This is a genomic window from Marinobacter nanhaiticus D15-8W, from assembly GCF_036511935.1.
Taxonomy (GTDB): domain Bacteria; phylum Pseudomonadota; class Gammaproteobacteria; order Pseudomonadales; family Oleiphilaceae; genus Marinobacter_A; species Marinobacter_A nanhaiticus.
In genome coordinates this window covers 2,774,786-2,792,673 of the sequence record NZ_AP028878.1, presented here as the reverse complement: position 1 = coordinate 2,792,673, position 17,888 = coordinate 2,774,786, and the positions used below count along the sequence as shown (strand labels likewise).

Annotated in this window: 15 protein-coding genes, 1 tRNA gene and 1 pseudogene; 8 read left to right on the top strand and 9 right to left on the bottom strand. The window is 58.8% G+C overall.

Going from position 1 to position 17,888, the window contains the following annotated elements; translation table 11 throughout:
- Positions 1-16: 16 nt before the first annotated feature.
- Both recD and RE428_RS12455 read left to right on the top strand, forming a co-directional pair.
- A pseudogene (gene recD / locus RE428_RS12460) lies at positions 17-2,106 on the top strand (exodeoxyribonuclease V subunit alpha).
- Between the two features lie 650 nt (positions 2,107-2,756).
- On the top strand, positions 2,757-3,206 hold the full coding sequence (locus RE428_RS12455) for an REP-associated tyrosine transposase (RefSeq protein ID WP_004582346.1): 450 nt from the start codon (positions 2,757-2,759) through the stop codon (positions 3,204-3,206).
- Positions 3,207-3,715: 509 nt separating this feature from the next.
- Here RE428_RS12455 and RE428_RS12450 read toward each other — a convergent pair.
- From RE428_RS12450 to RE428_RS12440, 3 genes are all read right to left on the bottom strand, one after another.
- The gene (locus tag RE428_RS12450) at positions 3,716-4,573 is read right to left on the bottom strand and encodes an ion transporter (RefSeq protein WP_004582345.1); all 858 of its coding nucleotides are present in this window, start codon (positions 4,571-4,573) and stop codon (positions 3,716-3,718) included.
- 70 nt (positions 4,574-4,643) lie between these two features.
- A complete protein-coding gene (locus tag RE428_RS12445) occupies positions 4,644-5,090 on the bottom strand; it encodes a hypothetical protein (protein WP_004582344.1) in 447 nt (148 codons plus the stop codon).
- A 38-nt stretch (positions 5,091-5,128) separates the two neighbouring features.
- The gene (locus RE428_RS12440; protein WP_004582343.1) at positions 5,129-5,473 is read right to left on the bottom strand and encodes a hypothetical protein; all 345 of its coding nucleotides are present in this window, start codon (positions 5,471-5,473) and stop codon (positions 5,129-5,131) included.
- A gap of 257 nt (positions 5,474-5,730) precedes the next feature.
- Between RE428_RS12440 and RE428_RS12435 the strand changes: the two genes are divergently transcribed.
- The 3 genes from RE428_RS12435 (at position 5,731) to RE428_RS12425 (ending at position 8,312) form a co-directional block, all read left to right on the top strand.
- Positions 5,731-6,513 carry an SDR family NAD(P)-dependent oxidoreductase gene (locus RE428_RS12435; RefSeq protein WP_004582342.1) on the top strand — a complete coding sequence of 261 codons (783 nt, stop codon included), beginning with the start codon at positions 5,731-5,733 and terminating at the stop codon, positions 6,511-6,513.
- 48 nt (positions 6,514-6,561) lie between these two features.
- A complete protein-coding gene (locus RE428_RS12430; RefSeq protein ID WP_004582341.1) occupies positions 6,562-6,969 on the top strand; it encodes a hypothetical protein in 408 nt (135 codons plus the stop codon).
- A 104-nt stretch (positions 6,970-7,073) separates the two neighbouring features.
- Entirely contained in the window at positions 7,074-8,312 is a 1,239-nt protein-coding gene (locus RE428_RS12425; protein WP_004582340.1) for a saccharopine dehydrogenase family protein, read from the top strand.
- On the opposite strand, the gene cydC is transcribed toward RE428_RS12425, so the two are convergent.
- From cydC to RE428_RS12405, 4 genes are read right to left on the bottom strand one after another with little or no spacing between them, the layout of a single operon-like run.
- Positions 8,309-9,958 carry a thiol reductant ABC exporter subunit CydC gene (gene cydC / locus RE428_RS12420; RefSeq protein ID WP_004582339.1) on the bottom strand — a complete coding sequence of 550 codons (1,650 nt, stop codon included), beginning with the start codon at positions 9,956-9,958 and terminating at the stop codon, positions 8,309-8,311. The genes RE428_RS12425 and cydC overlap by 4 nt on opposite strands.
- A complete protein-coding gene (gene cydD / locus RE428_RS12415; protein WP_004582338.1) occupies positions 9,951-11,714 on the bottom strand; it encodes a thiol reductant ABC exporter subunit CydD in 1,764 nt (587 codons plus the stop codon). The genes cydC and cydD overlap by 8 nt, the downstream gene beginning before the upstream one ends.
- Positions 11,698-12,699, bottom strand: coding sequence for a cytochrome d ubiquinol oxidase subunit II (gene cydB / locus RE428_RS12410; protein WP_004582337.1), 1,002 nt, complete (start codon positions 12,697-12,699; stop codon positions 11,698-11,700). Before cydB ends, cydD begins: the two co-directional genes overlap by 17 nt.
- Before the next feature lie 2 nt (positions 12,700-12,701).
- On the bottom strand, positions 12,702-14,186 hold the full coding sequence (locus RE428_RS12405) for a cytochrome ubiquinol oxidase subunit I (RefSeq protein ID WP_004582336.1): 1,485 nt from the start codon (positions 14,184-14,186) through the stop codon (positions 12,702-12,704).
- Positions 14,187-14,577: 391 nt separating this feature from the next.
- On the opposite strand from RE428_RS12405, the gene RE428_RS12400 reads away from it, so the two are divergent.
- Positions 14,578-15,201: a class I SAM-dependent methyltransferase gene (locus tag RE428_RS12400; RefSeq protein WP_004582335.1), complete on the top strand. Its 624-nt coding sequence runs from the start codon at positions 14,578-14,580 to the stop codon at positions 15,199-15,201.
- A 120-nt stretch (positions 15,202-15,321) separates the two neighbouring features.
- A tRNA-Leu gene (locus RE428_RS12395) sits at positions 15,322-15,408 on the top strand.
- A gap of 83 nt (positions 15,409-15,491) precedes the next feature.
- Here RE428_RS12395 and RE428_RS12390 read toward each other — a convergent pair.
- Positions 15,492-15,986 (bottom strand): invasion associated locus B family protein, encoded by a 495-nt coding sequence (locus RE428_RS12390; protein WP_004582334.1) that lies wholly within the window; start codon positions 15,984-15,986, stop codon positions 15,492-15,494.
- A 127-nt stretch (positions 15,987-16,113) separates the two neighbouring features.
- Positions 16,114-16,851: a hypothetical protein gene (locus RE428_RS12385; protein ID WP_115840343.1), complete on the bottom strand. Its 738-nt coding sequence runs from the start codon at positions 16,849-16,851 to the stop codon at positions 16,114-16,116.
- 249 nt (positions 16,852-17,100) lie between these two features.
- Between RE428_RS12385 and RE428_RS12380 the strand changes: the two genes are divergently transcribed.
- Complete coding sequence (locus RE428_RS12380; RefSeq protein WP_004582332.1) at positions 17,101-17,838, top strand: hypothetical protein; 738 nt, start codon at positions 17,101-17,103, stop codon at positions 17,836-17,838.
- The last annotated feature ends 50 nt before the right edge of the window (positions 17,839-17,888 follow it).

Below are 17,888 nucleotides of genomic sequence, written 5' to 3'. Positions count from 1 at the left end.
GCGCCGCTGGGTCGACATGGAATGGTTGCGGGCGCTGGACCTGTCCCTCGTGCAGCTCCTGAAGACCGAAGCGGAAAAGGCAGGGCAGCCCACTGAACCGTTGCTACTTATGGCCATCGCGCTGGCTTCGCACCAGCTGGGGCGGGGCCATGTCTGTGTCGATCTGGCCACCATGAACCGTAAGGGTTACGACGCACTTCTGTCCCTGCCGCCCGAAAACGAGGACGCGCCAGAGTATCGTCTGCTGCCTTCCGAAGTCCTGCTGGGCGTCAGTGAACGGGATTGGGCTGACGCCCTGGCCAATCCGCTTCTGGTTGCGGACGCATCCGACCCATCGGCACCGGAAAACCTGCCCTGGTGCGCGACGGTTTACGGCTCTACCTGCGGCGTTACTGGCGGTATGAGCAAACCATCGCAAGCCGTATAGAGCAGCGTCTGGCGCGGCAATCTGCGATCCAGGATGCCGACTCAGGTGATACCAGACATCTGGCCGAAGCCCTGGAACGGCTGTTTGGACCAGCACGTCCGGACGCTGCCACCGATTGGCAGCGCGTCGCTTGCGCCAACGCCGCGCGGCAGGGTTTCAGCGTTATCACTGGTGGCCCCGGTACGGGCAAGACCACCACCGTTGTACGTCTGCTGGCGGCTTTGCAGCATGTAGCCATGAACCGAACAAACGACTCGCGCCAGCTCATCATCCGGTTGGCTGCGCCGACGGGGAAAGCCGCCGCCCGGCTGAACGAATCCATCGCCGGGGCCATCGACAACCTCGATCTCAAGGCCTTCGGTGACGGCGAAGCCCTGCGCCAGGCCATACTGACCGAAGTCACTACGCTGCATCGACTGATGGGGAGCATCCCGGGTTCCCGCCAGTTCCGGCACAACCGCAACAACCCGCTGCTGCTGGATGTGCTCGTCGTAGACGAAGCCTCCATGGTGGATGTGGAGATGATGGCCCAGGTGCTCGACGCCTTGCCGGAAAACGCCCAACTTATCCTGCTGGGCGATAAGGATCAGCTTGCCTCCGTGGACGCGGGGGCTGTGCTTGGCGACCTGTGCCAGCGAGCTCACCAGGGCCGTTATCACGCGTCGACGATTGCGTGGCTGGAGAAGATATCCGGTTGCCCGATCGATCGGCAGTTCATGGACGACCAGGGCTCCACGCTAGACCAGAGCATCACGCTACTGCGCCACAGCTATCGTTTCGATGCGCAGAGTGGCATCGGGCAACTGGCGCAGGCCGTCAACCAGGCCGGGACGGAGGACCAGATCGTTGCACCTCAGGCTGTATCCGGACTGTTTGAAGAAGGCTATTCGGACATTGCGCGCGTGCTGCTTCCGCCACGGTCGGCTGAAGCCACGATCAGTGCGCATTGTATCGACGGGGGCGCCCGATATTTCCAAAATGAAGGGCGGGAACGCCAAACTGGCGGTAAAACTATAGCTCCGCCAGAAGGTTATGCGCATTATCTCGACGTGATGAAAGCTTCCGCGCCTGGCGTCGGTGCGAGCCAGGAAGCGCTGGACCAGTGGGCTGGCGGCGTACTGAAGGCGCATAACCAGTTCCAGGTTTTGTGCGCACTGCGCCGGGGGCCGTTCGGGGTCGAAGGATTAAACCAGCTAATCGCCCAGGCGCTGCGCGACCGACGCCTGATCCCCGCAACCGAAGGCTGGTATGCCGGCCGTCCTGTGCTGGTGACGCGGAACGACTACAGCGTCGGGCTTATGAACGGGGATATCGGGATTACGTTATCGCTCCCGGTCGAGGCGGAGAACGGGCAGGGCGTACGCCAGATCCTGCGGGTGGCCTTTCCCGCCAACGATGGCAGCGGACGCATCAAGTGGGTCCTGCCGAGCCGCCTCCACGCCGTGGAAACCGTGTACGCCATGACGGTGCATAAATCCCAGGGATCGGAATTTATCCATACCTGCCTCGTGCTGCCGGACAGAACGAATCCCGTCCTGACTCGTGAGTTAGTGTACACGGGAATCACTCGGGCTCGGCATTGGTTCAGTTTGCTGTTGCCGGATGAATCGGTGTTTCGGGAGGCGATCGGGCGCGGGGTGACGCGGACATCTGGGTTGAGAGCAGCCCTGGAGAAATAGTCCCGAAGGCACCCACGAGCATGTAGCGGACGCTTCAGCTTCCGAGCAAGCCGCAGGCTTGCCGATATACCCCCGGGGCCCTGACGGGCCCTCCGAAGCTAAAGCGTCGGCTACATGCTCCAGTTAACTTAAGCGTGCAGCGAATGCTTCAGCTTCTGAGGCGCCGAAGGTGCCTGTGAAGTAAACCCAGCGCGGCACCGAAGCCCAAGGATCAGTTACAAGTTTCAGCTAACTCGAGTGTGTAGCGGACGCTTCAGCTTCCGAGCAAGCCGCAGGCTTGCCGATATATCCCCGGGGCCCTGCCGGGCCCTCCGAAGCTAAAGCGTCGGCTACATTTCCCAGTTAACTGGAGCGTGTAGCAGAAGCTTCAGCTTCTGAGGCGCCGAAGGTGCCTACGAAAATAGTCCGCTAATGTCGGCAGCACTGAGGCTAAACCATCGTTATGTGTTCAGCTAACTCGAGCGTGTAGCGGACGCTTCAGCTTCCGAGCAAGCCACAGGCTTGCCGATATACCCCGGGGCCCTGCCGGGCCCTCCGAAGCTAAAGCGTCGGCTACATTTCCCAGTTAACTCGAGCGTATAGCAGAAGCTTTAGCTTCTGAGGCGCCGAAGGTGCCCGAGAGAAATGTAATTCCAAGGAAGGAACAAAAAGTGAGCTACAAGGACGCAACCGTCCACCGGTATTCAGCGGTTGGACAGGAGTACCTGGTAACCCTATGCACCCAAAGCCGCACCCCTAAATTCGAGAACTTTTCCGTTGCTCGGGCAACTATCGGTGCCATGCGGCATTTGGAAGTGCAGAAGCTGGCGACGATAACGGCCTGGGTCGTCATGCCTGATCACCTGCATTTGCTGCTGTCACTGACCTGTGAGAAAGGCCTTGGACACGTCGTCGCCCGGCTGAAAATACACTCCTCCAGGAATGCTGGTATGCAGATTCCCTGGCAAAAAGGATTCCACGAACGAACTCTTCGGAGTAGCGATGATCGGCGTGACATAGCCCGCTACATCATCCTGAATCCCGTTCGGGCGGGGTTAGTCCGATCGATACGTTACTACCCGCACTGGGATTCAGTGTATCTGGACTCTGAGTACCAGTGACCCCCGGCAGCCCGAAGGGCTGCTCCGAAGCTAAAGCGTCGGCTACATGCTCCAGTTAATTCAAGCGTGTGCCGAATGCTTCAGCTTCTGAGGCGCGGAAGGTGCGTATGAAGTAAACCGAGAGCGGCACCGAAGCCCAAGTATCGGTTACATCTCCCAGCTAACTCGAGCATGTAGCGGACGCTTCAGCTTCCGAGCAAGCCGCAGGCTTGCCGATATACCCCCGGGGCCCTGCCGGGCCCTCCGAAGCTAAAGCGTCGGCTACATGCTCCAGTTAACTCGAGTGTGTAGCAGAAGCTTCAGCTTCTGAGGCGCCGAAGGTGCCTGTGAAGTAAACCGAGGGCGACACCGAGGCCCAAGTATCGGTGCAAGTCTCGGTTAACTCGAGCGTGTAGCGGACGCTTCAGCTTCCGAGCAAGCCGCAGGCTTGCCGATATACCCCCGGGGCCCTGCCGGGCCCTCCGAAGCTGAAGCGTCGGCTACATTTAAACAGTGGACCTCTAGCTCGGTTATCTTTCCTGCTGATGCTGTTCGTCCGCAGGCCCAGGCAATCGACTATTCAACATCTCCGTCAGTCCATTCAACTGCTGTTGCACCTCGTCCAGCTTGCGGGCCATGTCGTCGCGCTCCTGGTGGGCCTGTTCGGCTTCGCGGCTGTTCTGTTCGGCGCTCATGACTTCGAGGATGACGCCAATCATCATGTTCAGGAACACGAAGGCGGTGAGGAAGATAAAGGTGACGTAGTAGAGCCAGCTGATCGGATAAACCGTCATGGTTTCGTACATCACGTCGGTCCAATCCTCGAACGTAGCGACGCGGAACAGGGTCAGCATGGCGATCGCTACATCACCCCACAGTTCCTCGTTAATGCTGGTGAAGAACAGCGAACCCATGGCCGCGTAGATGTAGAAGATGATGAACATCAGCAGGGCGATGTAGCCCATGCGGGGGATGGCTTTGAGCAGGGAGTTGATAAGGAACCGCAGTTCCGGCACAACTGACACCAGACGCAGGACCCGGAATACCCGGAGCAGACGGCCCAGCAGCACCGCGTCGGAGTTATCCAGGGGGATCAGGCTGCCAATCACGACGATGGTGTCGAACAGGTTCCAGCCGTCCAGCAGGAAACGTTTCTTATCCGGGAATACGGCGAAGCGGAAGATGATCTCCAGCAGGAAGAATACGGTGATCGCGCTATCGAGGAACTGCAGGGTCTGCTCGACCAGCGGCGGCAGATCATAGGTCTTGGCGCCGATGGTCAGCGCGGACAGGATGATGATCGTGATAACGGTGGTCTGGAACACCTTGCTCGATTCAATGCGACGCAGGCGCCCCAGTACGGAACGGACATCCGCGGAATACGGCATGACGGGCAAACTCCGGATGGAAAGGGATGCGGAATTCTAGAAAGTTATCCGCCGGAGTAGAAGTGAAACCTCAATCATCGTTGCGATCGTTGCCGTTACGGCGTTTGCGGTTGATCGCGATAATGGCGTTCGCCACGGCGTGGACATGACGGTTGGCGATGCGGATCGAGCGGTAGACGTTGCGGGTGGCATCGTCGTGGATCTCCCGCGCGCGCAAGTTGTTTTCCCGCAGGCGCTCGCTGCGGCTCAACCGGTCGATAGCTTCGAAAGTCGTGGTCGTCACCGCCCGATGGATGAGCTCGATGGCGCTGGTGCTCGTATCCACGGACTCCCGCAATAACTTGCGCCGATTGTCGGCCTCGATAAACTCGAACTGCTGTTTGCGCTGGGGATCCTCGACACTGACCAGCCGTCGGTTCAGCAGGCCCAACCGGCGCTCGTTGCGATGGGTGCGCCAGAGCATCCAGCCCAGTGCCAATCCATTCAGCACAACAAGCAGCAACAGCATCCTGTCCATAGCGTCTCTCCGGTGCCAGTTTTACCGATGACCGCTCTTTACCTGTATTCCACCTTCATTTCCGCCTCTACGCCGCGCTCGGCCAGCTCGGCGCCGACCTCGCGCATGACTTGCTGGTAGACCCTTCGCCGCACCATATTGGGCAGGTGATCTGCCACGATTCGGGCCGAGCGGGATTCCCGTTTGGCCACGCCGATGGGGTCGACCACACGGACCGTGAGTACCATATAAGGCTCCGTGCCGGGCGCATCGTCGTCGCTGCCGAGGGTCTCCAAGCGGTGCAGTGCGTTGTTCAAGAGCTCGCCCTGGCGACGAAGCTGGAAGAAGAGCAGGGCCGATCCGATCAGCAAGCCGATCACACATACGGTTAGGAACGCCGTCACGTGTAAAACTCCCGTAAAGAGGTGCAAATTCACAACTGTACCCGGCCGTGACAGGGTAGAGTGTGACGAATCGGGTAAGTCATGGTTCGAAAGCCCACAGTCTGATGGAGAGCCATGACAATGCGATTGGCCGAGGTGCCGTTTATCGCCTTTCGCAGTTGCGATAGTGTTCCCTCTGCCGATGCAGCACCCTGAGGCAAACACTTCGGCCCAGACATGCTTCAGGTCCTGGGCACAAACATCCAAGGATGACTACGATGAGCAAGCGAACCGCCCTGATTACCGGTGCCTCCGCCGGTATCGGTGAACGATTTTCTCACCGGCTGGCCCGGGAAGGCTATAACCTGATCCTCGTTGCCCGCCGCCGGGAGCGCCTGGAAGCGCTGGCCGAGTCCCTTGCTGGGAAATACGGCGTTGACGTTCGTGTGTTATCCGAGGATCTGGGCGACCCGCAGGCGCCGTCGCGGATCATCGACCAGGTGCAGACCTGGGACCTGCATGTGGATTTCCTCGTCAACAATGCCGGCTTTGCGGCAAAGACCAGCCTGGTCAAAAGCGAATGGCCCGAGTTGCAGCAGGAAATACAGGTGATGGTTACCGCCCTGACCGAACTCATGATCCGCTTCGGCAAGCAAATGGTATCAAGGGGTTACGGCCATATCGTGAATGTTTCATCACTGGCCGCGTTTGCGCCGACGCCGGCGGGCATGCTCTACACCGGTATCAAGAGCTACGTGCTCAACGCCTCCGAGAGTGCCGATATGGAGTTCAAGCGCTCTGGCGTTCACGTCACGGCACTGTGCCCCGGCTTTACCTACACTGAATTTCATGACGTCCAGGGCACCCGGGACCTGGTCAGCAAGCTACCGTCCGTTTTCTGGCAGGATGCGGAGACGGTCGTGGATGCCGGCTACCGCGCTGTGCTGGCCGGGCGGCCGGTATGCGTACCCGGTGCGTTCAACAAGACCATGGGCGGCCTTTCGCGTATTCTTCCGGAAGCGTTGCGTTACCGCCTCGGCAGCCGTGGACGCATTTACTGATCGAGTATCGTTGTACCCAATGCCAGGGAACCGATCAAAGGAGAAGGTATGATCTGGATAAAGGCGTTTGTGGCCGGCGTGCTGGCTACCCTGATTTTCCACCAGGGGCTGTTCGGGCTCTTCCATGTGATGGGGGTGGTGCCGGCCGAGCCCTATAACCTGAGCCCGGTGCCGCCATTCGGCGTACCTGCGGTACTATCGCTGGCCTTCTTCGGTGGGCTTTGGGGGCTCCCGATCTGGGCGCTGATTCGCAACCTTTCACCGGTTCTTCACTGGACGCTGGCTATCGTATTAGGGGCGATCGGCCCGACGGCAGTGGCCATGCTGGTTGTGTTTCCGCTCAAGGGATTGGATGTCACCGCACAGACATGGATCGGCGGACTCATCCTCAATGGATGTTGGGGCCTTGGGCTGGCCGTGTTTATGAAGTTGATGGTCGTCAGGAAGGTACCCTGATCGACGGCACACTGATTGGACACCATAACTGCAGATAAAACAGAATAATAAGACGTATATCTAAACCACTTTATCAAGGGGATTTTCGGAAAAAGGACTATAGGATGAACGATAAACCGTTCGATATTGTTGTATTTGGAGCAACGAGCTTTGTGGGGCAGATCCTCTGCCGTTACCTGCTGGAACGCTACGGTGTCGGGCGCGAGGTCAAATGGGCCATCGCAGGTCGCAACGAAGCCAAGCTGGTTACCCTGAAGACGGACCTGGGCGAAGGCGCTGCGGACCTGGATATCGTCGTCGCCGACGCCAGCGACGAATCCGCCCTGAAATCCATGTGCCAACAGACCCGTGTCGTGATTTCCACCGTCGGTCCGTACGCGCTCTATGGCGAACCGCTGGTCAAGGTAGCGGTGTCGGAGGGCATCGACTACTGCGACCTGACCGGCGAGGTGCAGTGGATCAACCGGATGATCCAGCGTTACGAGGAACAGGCCAAGGTGACCGGCGCGCGCATCGTCCACTGCTGTGGTTTCGACTCGATTCCGTCCGATATGGGCGTGTTCTTCCTCCAGCAGCAAGCCAACCGTCAATTCGGTGCTGCATGCCCAACGGTGAAGATGCGCGTAAAGGCCGCCAAGGGCGAGTTCTCAGGCGGCACCATCGCCAGCATGATGAACGTGGCGAAGGAGGCCGGTTCCGATCCGAAACTGCGAAAGGAGCTGGCCAATCCCTATTCGCTGTGTCCGCGGGGGTTCCGTTCCTCGCGCCGCCAGCACAATGTAAAAGGGGCCGAGTTTGATGAGGATTTCGGCGCCTGGACCGCGCCGTTCGTCATGGGTGCCATCAATACGCGGGTGGTGCATCGCTCGAATGCACTGCAGGGTGCGGCTTACGGCCAGGAATTTGGCTATGACGAAGCGATGTTGACCGGGAAGGGGCTCAAGGGGCGTGCTACAGCCTTGGGTATTGCCGGTGCCACAGGCGGTTTTTTCGTGGCCAGCGCGATCAAACCGTCCCGTTGGGCGTTGGAGAAATTCGTCCTGCCGAAGCCGGGCGAAGGTCCGGGTCTCAAGGCCCAGGAGCAAGGCTTCTTCGATCTGCGTTTCGTCGGTATTTCAGCCAACGGCGAGTTGATTCGAGCCAAGGTCACCGGCGACCGCGATCCGGGTTATGGATCCACCGGCAAGATGCTGGGCGAAGCAGCGATGTGCCTGGCCTTCGATATCGACAAGGAAGCGCGTCAGGCAGGCGGTTTCTGGACGCCCGCGTCACTGTTCGGCCAGAAAGGCATTGACCGCCTGGTCGCCAATGCTGGCCTGCGTTTCGAGCTATTGGAGCGCTAATCGAGTCGAATGACCCGGTGCACATTCGGCAGGGCGCTTTCGTCGTGGGCCAGGGCCACGACCGTCTTGCCGCTGAGTTCGGTTGCCAGGGCAGCGGATAGGCGTTCGGCGGTATCCTGGTCGAGTCCGGTGAAAGGTTCGTCCAGGATCACGACAGGCGCCTTGAGCAGCAGGGTGCGGGCCAGGGCGATTCTCCTGGCTTCGCCGCCTGAGAGCTGGCGTCCTGCTTCGCCGACCCAGGTCATCAATCCCAATGGCCACTGATCCACGGCTTTCGCCATCTGCACGACTTCCAGTGCATGCCAGATCTCACCGGCGCTGACGTCCGGCCGGGCCATCCTGAGATTTTCCTGCAGGGTGCCGTTGAACAGGTGGGTCCGCTGGGTGAGGTAAGCCACGCCGCGCAGGACGCCCGACCCGTTAGCGGGCCACCAGGGGCGCCCATGGCATAGCATCTCACCGGAATCCGGCGTAACCAGTCCTGCGGCTAAATCGCCCAACGTGGACTTGCCGCTGCCGGATACACCGATAATGCCCACCTGGTCGCCCGGCGCCAGCCGCAAACTGAAGTGGTCGACCACGGGCGTCTGCTCTGAATAGCCAAAGCTGATATCCCGCCATTCCAGCGCTCCGGGGCTAGTCCAATCATCGATCGGCGCGCGCTCCGGCATCTCGTGCCGGGCTTCGTGATTCAACCGACGGGCGGAAGCCACCGTACCGCCGTAGTCCGCAAAGGCCTGGGGCAGGTTGATGAAGACTTCCCCCAAACCCAATAGGGCCAATGCGATCAGGACCACGACCGGTCCGCTGACCGTCCCCGATCCAAACGCGGCGAGGCCGAAAATCAGGGCGACGAGCATGGCGCCCTGCAAACTCCAGGTGATTAACCCCTGGGCCCAGGCTACCGAACGTTCCGTCGCGAGTTGTGGCTCCATCATGGCCAAATCGTCGGCCATCAGGCGCGAACTGTGGTCGCCCATCAGACCTGCGGCGCGCAGCTCCGCCTGGCCTTCGAGGGTTTCGATGACCCGGCCGCGAATCGTCTCCAGCGCATCCACGCGCTGGGAAGTTCGATGCACATTGGCCCGCGCCAGACCCAGGGTGATGATGAACAGTAAGGCGACGAAAACACCGAGCAGTACCAGCGCAAGATCGATGCTCACCAGCAACGCCAAAGCCGACACCACCAGCGATGCCAGAAGCGCAACACCGAGGGGCGCGAGCAGCCGCAGGTACAGGTTGTCCAGTGCATCGATGTCCTGCACCAGGCGGCTGAGCCGGTCGGAGGCGCGCGCCTGGATACGCTCTTGGGGCAATTGACGGGCGAGGGTGGCAAACAGTCTGACCCGCAGATCTGCGAGCAAGCGCAGGACGGTATCGTGGTTGAATACCCGCTCCACATAACGGGCCACCGTCCGGGTCACGGCGAAAAAGCGGATGCCGCCGCCCGGCACGTAGATATTCAATGTGGCGTTGATACCCTGGGCGACCAGGGCGCCCGTGACCGCCGAAGCGGTCAGGAACCAGCCGGACAGACCCAGCAACCCGACCGCCGACAGCACGGTTAGCAGGATCAGGCCGCCGCCGAGCACCAGTCGGCCCTTGCGCTGGAAGATCAGGCGCAGCCATGGAATCAGCTCACGCATCGTGCAATCTCCCGTTATCCAGCCGGTAAACCTTGTCCGCCATGGCCAGCAGCGCAGGGTGATGGCTGGCCATAACCAGCGTGCGATTGCCATCCGCCAGGCGTTTGAGGGTATCGATGATCTGTTGCTCGCTCTCGGCATCCAACCCGGCGGTGGGCTCGTCGAGCAGCACCAGCGGATAGTCCGCCAGGAATACCCGGGCCAGCGCCAACCGGCGTCCCTGGCCACCAGACAGGCCCGCGCCGGATTCGGAAATCGGCGCGTCGAGACCCTCTGCGCGGTCTTCCAGCAGACGCAACAGGCCGGCCTTCTCCATCGCGGCCTTGAGTTGGGCGTCACTGGCCTCCGGCGCCACCAGCCGCAAGTTATCGGCCCAACTGCCATGGAGGATGAACGGAGCCTGGCCCAGCCACCCGAAGGGGCGTGTGCCGGGCTGCTCACCGAATACGGCGATTTCGCCAGCGTCCGCCGAGCAGAAACCGGCAATGAGATGCAGCAGCGTGGATTTCCCACACCCTGACGGCCCCTGGATACCCACAACCTGGCCGTGCTTGATGGAAAGGGACAGGTCGTCCAGCAGCTTGGGCCGGTTGGCAAAGCCGAAAGTGATGTGCTCAAGCCGGATGCCCATATCGACATCATTTGCAGATCCAACGGTATTCGATACAGGGGCGCTCACCGGCGTATCCAACCGGTCGAGGATCCCTCCCGCCGCGCCCAGGGCCGAGGCCCGATCGTGATAGTGCTGGGAGAGCAGGCGCAACGGCTGGAAGAACTCCGGTGCTAGCAGCAGGATAAACAGGCCGGTAAACAGGCTGAGCTCATCCGCGCCACCAAACGTGATATAGCCCAGCAAGCCAAAGCCGATATACATGGCGATCACCGCGATGGCGACGGAGGCGAAGAACTCCAGCACTGCCGACGAGAGGAACGCCACCCGCAGTGTCTTCATGTTGATACGCCGGTACTGATCTGTGGCTCTCCCAACATCCTCGGTCGCACGACGCGTCTGTCCCAATAGCTGAAGCGTGGTCAGTCCGCGCAGGCGATCGAGGAAGTGCCCCGACAGGCGTCCCAGGGTTTCGAAATGCTGTTGGTTCAGTTTCTCCGCGCCCATGCCGACCAGGGCCATGAACAGCGGAATCAAGGGTGCTGAAAGAAACAGGAAGCCCGCAGCAATCCAGTCCAGCGGCATCACCACGATCAGGATCAGTAGCGGAACGATCACCGCGAGCATCATCTGCGGCAGGAAACGCGCGAAATACCCATGCAGCGCCTCCACCTGTTCCAGCCATTCGCTGGCGAGGGTGGCAGGGCTGACGCCAGACAGTCCGACGGGCCCGGCCTTGCGCCAATGACTAATCAGGTCTTGCCGGACCCGCTGACGAATGCGGTGGCTGGACGCCGCTGCAGCATGGTCACGAACCACCTGGAATGCGCCGCGGAACAGGATCGCAATGGCGATGCCCACGACGATCGGTACCAGATCGGATATCGAGGTTTCCCGCATCACCACGCGTTCGACCAGCCAGGCGGTCAGACCCAACTGCACGATCATCGCGACGGCACTGACGACACCGCCGATCACCGCCAGGCGAACCTGGGGCGCGGCGTCTTGGGAAAGGGATTTGAGCCAGGTACGGATGCGCTTGCGGCGTTCCCGTTCCTGGTCAGGTCTGGATGCGGCGTCACCCCGCCCGGACTCGGCCGGGCGAGGTGCGTCGGTTTGGACGTCGGGCTCAGTGATAGCCGACACCGGCTTTCACCTTGCCGCGGAATACCCAGTAGGTCCAGGCGGTGTACGCCAGCACGATGGGGATAACGAACAGCAGGCCCAGCAGCAGGAACAGCTGCGATTCATAGGCGGACGCCGCGTCGTACAGGGTGTAGTTCGGCGGCACCACGTACGGCCAGCGGCTGGCCAGCAGTCCCAGGTAGCTGAAGATGAACAGGCCCATGGTGGCGACAAAGGGCACACCTTCCTGCCGCTTGCCGACGGACTTGAGGATCTGCCAGGCGCAGAACAGCGCCAGCGCCGGGAACACCCAGATCACCTGGATCGTGGAGAACCAACGGTCGCGCACCAGCTCATCGATAAACGGCGTCCAGAAGCTGACCAGAGCAAACACCACCAGCACCGCCAGCAACAGCGGACGGGTGATCTTGTAGGCCCATTCCTGGATGTAGCCTTCGGTCTTCAGAATAAGCCATGTGCTGCCCAACAGCGCGTAACCGGCCATCAGGCCCAGGCCTGTGAGCACAGTGAATGGTGTCAGCCAGTCGAGCGCACCGCCGACGTAGCGCATGTTCTCCGTCTCGAAGCCCTGCACGTAGGCGCCAACCACCGCACCCTGGGCGAAAGCCGCGACCATGGAACCACCGGCAAACGCCCAGTTCCACAGGTAGCGTGACGTGCGCGCCTTGAAGCGGAATTCGAACGCCACACCGCGGAAGATCAGCCCTGCCAGCAGCAGGAAAACACCGATATACATCGCCGGCAGGAAGATCGAGTACACCAGCGGGAACGCCGCCAGCAACCCGGCGCCGCCGAGCACCAGCCAGGTCTCGTTGCCGTCCCACACGGGCGCCACCGAGTTCATCATCACATCCCGGGCTTCCTCGTTCGGTGCGAAGGGGAAGAGGATACCCACCCCCAGGTCGAATCCGTCCATCAGTACATACATGATGACGCCGAAGCCGATAATCACTGCCCAGATCAGGGTCAAATCAAATGTTTGCATGATTACTGGCCTCCGTTCTTGGATGAGGAGCTGGAAGAAGAGCCTGTAGGCGGCACGCCCGCAGGAGACAGGTTCATATCCTTCTCGACGCCCGGATAGGGCTCGTATTCGAAGGACACGTGAGCCGCAGAGAACGGACGCATCGGGCGGTCATGTTCCTCGTCGATGGAGTCGTCACCTTCAAGTCCAACCTGCAACACACGGAACAGGTAGTAGACGCCGGCCGTGAATACCAGCGCGTAGACGATGATGTAGCCGATCAGCGTGAACAGGGCCATCCAGCCGGAAAGCGACGGTGTCACTGCATCCGCCTGATTCATGATCCCGTAGACCAGCCAGGGCGCCCGGCCCGTCTCGGTCACGAACCAGCCGGTGAGCACGGCCAGGAACGGCGCGATACTCATGACGCGCAGGAACTGCAGGTACCACTTGGTCTGGTACACGCGGCCGCCTTTGCGCAGGAAGAGGCCTGTCAGCGCAGCCAGGACCATCAGCACGCCCATGGCGACCATGATCCGGAAGCTCCAGAACACAATCCACACCGGCGGCTGGTTCTCAGGAGCGACTTCGTTCAACCCGGGAACCACGCCATCCCACTCGTGAGTCAGGATCAGGCTGGCCAGGCTGGGGATGCCAATTTCGAAATGGTTAGTCTGGTTCTCCTGGTCGGGAATGGCGAACAGCAGCAGCGGCACGTTGGACTGGGTTTCCCAGTTGGCCTCCATGGCGGCGACTTTCTCCGGCTGGTGCTCCAGGGTATTCAAACCGTGGAAGTCACCGATCACCGCCTGGGCCGGCGCCAGCACCAGGATCAGCCACAGGCACATGGACAGCGCCTTCCTGTTGGCTTCCACCTCGCGGCCCAGCAGGAGGTACCAGGCGCTCACGCCCGCGACCACGAAGCTGCCGGTCAGGAACGAGGCCACGATCATGTGGGCAAAGCGGTAGGGGAAGGAGGGATTGAAGATCGCCTCGGACCAGGAAGTCACATGGAACATGCCCTCACGTAACTCAACGCCGGCCGGGGTCTGCATCCAGCTATTGGCGGACAGTATCCAGAACGCCGAGATGAAGGTCCCCGTCGCCACCATGATCGCGGACATCAGGTGTACGCCCTTGGGCACCTTGTCACGCCCGAACAGCAACACCCCGAGGAAGGCCGCTTCCAGGAAGAAGGCCGTCACCACCTCATAACTGAGCATGGGCCCGAGGAAGTTGGCCGACGCCTGGGAGAAGTTGCTCCAGTTGGTGCCGAACTGGAACGACATGACGATGCCGGACACGACCCCCATGCCGAAGACAATGGCGAAGACTTTGGTCCAGAAAGCCGACAGCTTCACCCAGGCGGGATTATCTGTTCGGAAGGCCAGCCCTTCGAGGACTGCGATGTAGGACGCCAACCCGATGGTGAACACCGGAAAAATCGCGTGGAAGGAAACGACGAAGGCGAACTGGATACGTGAAAGGAGAACGGGATCTAGATCCACAGGGACCTCCGGTAAGTGACAATGATGGCAAAGCCAGGCTTGGCTGCAGCAACTGCCGCTCAAACGAATACGAAAATGCCATTTGAGGTCTTGTTTTTACCGGCATCTTGGAGTGGCGCATAATGGCTCTGGAAGGTGCTGAAGGCTCTTTTATGGCCTCCTGGTTCCTTCAAGAACACCTGGCTCTTTTAAGAGCTTATGGCTCTCTCATCGAGCTAACGGCTCTTATAATGAGCTGATGGCTCTATCCAGAGCCTTGACGACACTCTATGCTCAGCTTACCTGTCGAGCATCTAGGCATATTGATTTAAGTCAACGTCTTGAAATCAAAGGCCTACGAGAAGATTCCCAAAAACCAATCCAATAATAAGGTGTGAAACGGGGCGATCCAATGTCATTTTACGAAGAACATGTCCTGCCTCATCTGATCAACCAGGCCTGCACCATCGGGCCCATCATGAAACTCCGCCAACAGGTGGTTCCCAAGGCGACCGGTGAAGTGCTTGAGGTCGGCTTCGGGTCAGGCGTCAACCTCCAGTACTACGACCCGGACAAGGTCAGCCTGGTCTGGGGCCTGGAACCTTCAAGAGGCATGCGCCGCAAGGCCGCCCACAACGTCGCAAGATCGCCGGTCAAAGTCCGTTGGCTGGATCTACCCGGCGAACGCATCCCGCTCGACGACAACAGTGTGGATACAGTACTCCTGACATACACCCTGTGCACCATCCCAGATTGGTATCTCGCCATGCAACAGATGCGCAGGGTCCTCAAACCCGGCGGTCAGCTCCTGTTCTGCGAACACGGCCGCGCGCCGGAGCCGGGCGTACGCAAATGGCAGGATCGGATCACGCCCGTCTGGAAGAAAATCGCCGGCGGCTGCCACCTGAACCGGCCCATCGGCAAACTGATCGAGGAGTCGGGCTTCGAGATCGAATCCCTGGAGAACCTGTACATCGAACACGCCCCGAGGATCGCCGGGTACATGTATCACGGTGTGGCCAGGAAGGTAGTGTAGGGGGTAGGGCGTTCAGCCTTAGAACGGCTGGTTTGGTCGGAATTTAGTCAATTTACGATGCAAGATTGCGATCCCAGACAGCTACTTATACAATCCCCGCTCCTTCCAGCACTCCCCGCTGCCCGGGTGGTGAAATTGGTAGACACTGGAGACTTAAAATCTCTTGACCGTTAGGTCGTGCCGGTTCGAGTCCGGCCCCGGGCACCAAGCTTTAATTGCTCGCATGAATACCCAGCGTTCTCATACGCGCTCAGTTGTGGCGTAGCGGTCTGTGGCTCGGTTTAAGTTGCCTAATTCGACAAGCAAGTCAGTTGACTAATAGCGGCCGAAGATCCTGCAAGGGAGAACTTCGAAAACGGCTTTGATCCTCGATAGTCAGTAATCTGGACTACAATCTGACTGCCATTTTTTAACCCTTCAATGAGCTCTTTCTTGTACCGTAAAGGGGCAAAAACAGCTGTTCCATCGGTACTCAGACTCCAACTTCGTTCTTCCGATGGCTCTTTGTCATCTATTCTAAATTGGACAGGGACGCGAGCATTATCATTGAGATACTCGCCTACACTAAGAATTATGTCGTAGTCACTGTTGCCGTCACATCTGACGATAACTGATTCATTTCTGCCATGACTCGTCATTGCAATGCTTTTGTTCTCATCAGTCATTGGATCGGTATTTTCTACGTATTTCCAATCAGCGTAAACCGACTGAGATACAAGTACACTCGCACAGAGCAGAATTCCGAATTGAAGAAATTTATTCATCTTATTTGCGACAAGTGGCATCGTTATCTCCCTTATTTTTTTTACCAGCATTACGATATTTTGACGCGATATTTAGGGCAAGTCGGAGTCGGGAGGCCGATACAGAATTATTTTTGGAATCCCTCGTTCTGCCTTTTAAACCCATGTACTAGCGGTGCGGAGCGAGAAAGCTCTTGTCGGCTTTGACTGCTACCTGATCCATGATCCCTATGCCGCTCAAGTAGTAACGGCTTTCTACGTTGTTTGGATTAACGAGCCCCTTTCCAAACTTACCGCTTGGTTGATGCTCTTCAATATGACGACGGAGGTCCACAACTTCGGCGAAGTTGGAGATATTGACATCGTATTGCCCAATGCCTCGACTCAGACCGTCCGGCCCTCGATCGGTTTGGATCATCTCGATCACGGCATTTGCAACATGGTGAGCTGCAGTATTAACTCCAGCCTCTTCCAGGGCATTTGTGATTAGCTGGAGCTCCTTTTCACTCAAGCTATCAGAGCCTTCCATGACCTTCAGCTTTCCTCCCTGTACGGAGAATCCCCAGTCTTTCTCTCGTAAGACAGAGGACAACTCATCAAGCGCTATGATATAGCTGGTTTCCAACTCTACTGAGCGCTCTCCTATACCGGTGGTGAATATACCGATCACTTTGCCGGTGCGCGCCATCATAGCGTCAGGCGCTTCTATGTATGACGCATGAAAGCCTTTTACCTGTTGGTTACCGTAGGTCGACGGTACTACCGGCTCGTTCTTGTGATAAATCGCGGAGGTAACGTGATCGGCCATCTCCTCGCTGGTATTAGCCTCGTCCGTGGTTACTCTGGCCTGACCGTTATCGAAAAGCTTTTGCGGGATCTGTATTGAAGCGGGAATATCTATTTTCATCCGTAAATCTCCGATGGTCGTCCCTATCTCATTCATCGGCACTCATGTCGTCAACTTTAGTAGGAAGGTCTGAGGATAACGCTCGAATCGCAGTCCGCAACCAGGTAACCGCCTCACGGGATAACCTCGAAACCGGTACAGCGAACATGGTCCTGATTGGCGGAAAGGTTCCGCTCTCACGCTTGTGACTAAAGTTATCGAGCCACTTTCCGATAAACGACAAGGGATAGACATTCGGAGATTCAGGGGATGAAAATCGACACGTTGTATGCCCTCCAAAGAATGCAGGAGATGTTTGACAATGGCTCGGCCCGCGTCACCGAGGTTAAAGGCAACGGCAGCCAACAGATCGCGCAGGAAGTGGCATCTACGATTTATCACAGAAACGAGCCTGTGCTTCCGCCGGGGGACGGCACGTACAACGTGCAAGGCTTGATCAATAAAAATATCGAATCTCCGGCAGCAATGACGGCTCGTTACAATCGAGTACAGGAGTTGTTCGGCTTTGAGATTGGCAATCGCGCTGTAGATCTGGAGTTAAGCTACGTATCCGGTGTTGAAAGCCTCTCTACCGCAGTTAAAAACAAGGACTGGGGGTTATCGATCCAGGACGGAGAACTTAAAGTTATCGAGGGATCCGATTCGCTCACCGAGCACCAGCGCACATCGATAAGCAATGTCTTGAAAACTGCCGGCGTAGAGTACGCGGCGCAATTCGTAGCCGATGCTGTCATCGAGATGATTGAACTCGAACGCGGCCAAAACGGCCTGAGCCGCAGCATCGGTCGCTTCGATGTTAACCAGTCGAATTTTGCAGATGTCGTCGATTTGCGCAGGTTCATCGAGGACTATCGACCGGGCGGCAAGTACGGAAAGGGCCTGGTTGATCCCTCAGACATCCAAGGCCGGTATTTTTTGGCAGGTGCTGGAATCATGGATCAGGTTGCCGTTAGGGCAGAGGAAACGTTTCTCTATACAGAGCGCTAACGTCCGGGTTTCGACAACGGGGTGGGCGTTGCGGACTTAAAGTCACTTAC

Excerpts from the sequence above, each read along its gene's own strand:
- RE428_RS12450 (WP_004582345.1), bottom strand. The coding sequence starts at position 4,573 with ATGCCGTATTCCGCGGATGTCCGTTCCGTACTGGGGCGCCTGCGTCGC.
- RE428_RS12445 (WP_004582344.1), bottom strand. The coding sequence starts at position 5,090 with ATGGACAGGATGCTGTTGCTGCTTGTTGTGCTGAATGGATTGGCACTG.
- RE428_RS12435 (WP_004582342.1), top strand. The coding sequence starts at position 5,731 with ATGAGCAAGCGAACCGCCCTGATTACCGGTGCCTCCGCCGGTATCGGT.
- RE428_RS12430 (WP_004582341.1), top strand. The coding sequence starts at position 6,562 with ATGATCTGGATAAAGGCGTTTGTGGCCGGCGTGCTGGCTACCCTGATT.
- RE428_RS12425 (WP_004582340.1), top strand. The coding sequence starts at position 7,074 with ATGAACGATAAACCGTTCGATATTGTTGTATTTGGAGCAACGAGCTTT.
- cydC (WP_004582339.1), bottom strand. The coding sequence starts at position 9,958 with ATGCGTGAGCTGATTCCATGGCTGCGCCTGATCTTCCAGCGCAAGGGC.
- cydB (WP_004582337.1), bottom strand. The coding sequence starts at position 12,699 with ATGCAAACATTTGATTTGACCCTGATCTGGGCAGTGATTATCGGCTTC.
- RE428_RS12400 (WP_004582335.1), top strand. The coding sequence starts at position 14,578 with ATGTCATTTTACGAAGAACATGTCCTGCCTCATCTGATCAACCAGGCC.
- RE428_RS12390 (WP_004582334.1), bottom strand. The coding sequence starts at position 15,986 with ATGCCACTTGTCGCAAATAAGATGAATAAATTTCTTCAATTCGGAATT.
- RE428_RS12385 (WP_115840343.1), bottom strand. The coding sequence starts at position 16,851 with ATGAAAATAGATATTCCCGCTTCAATACAGATCCCGCAAAAGCTTTTC.
- RE428_RS12380 (WP_004582332.1), top strand. The coding sequence starts at position 17,101 with ATGAAAATCGACACGTTGTATGCCCTCCAAAGAATGCAGGAGATGTTT.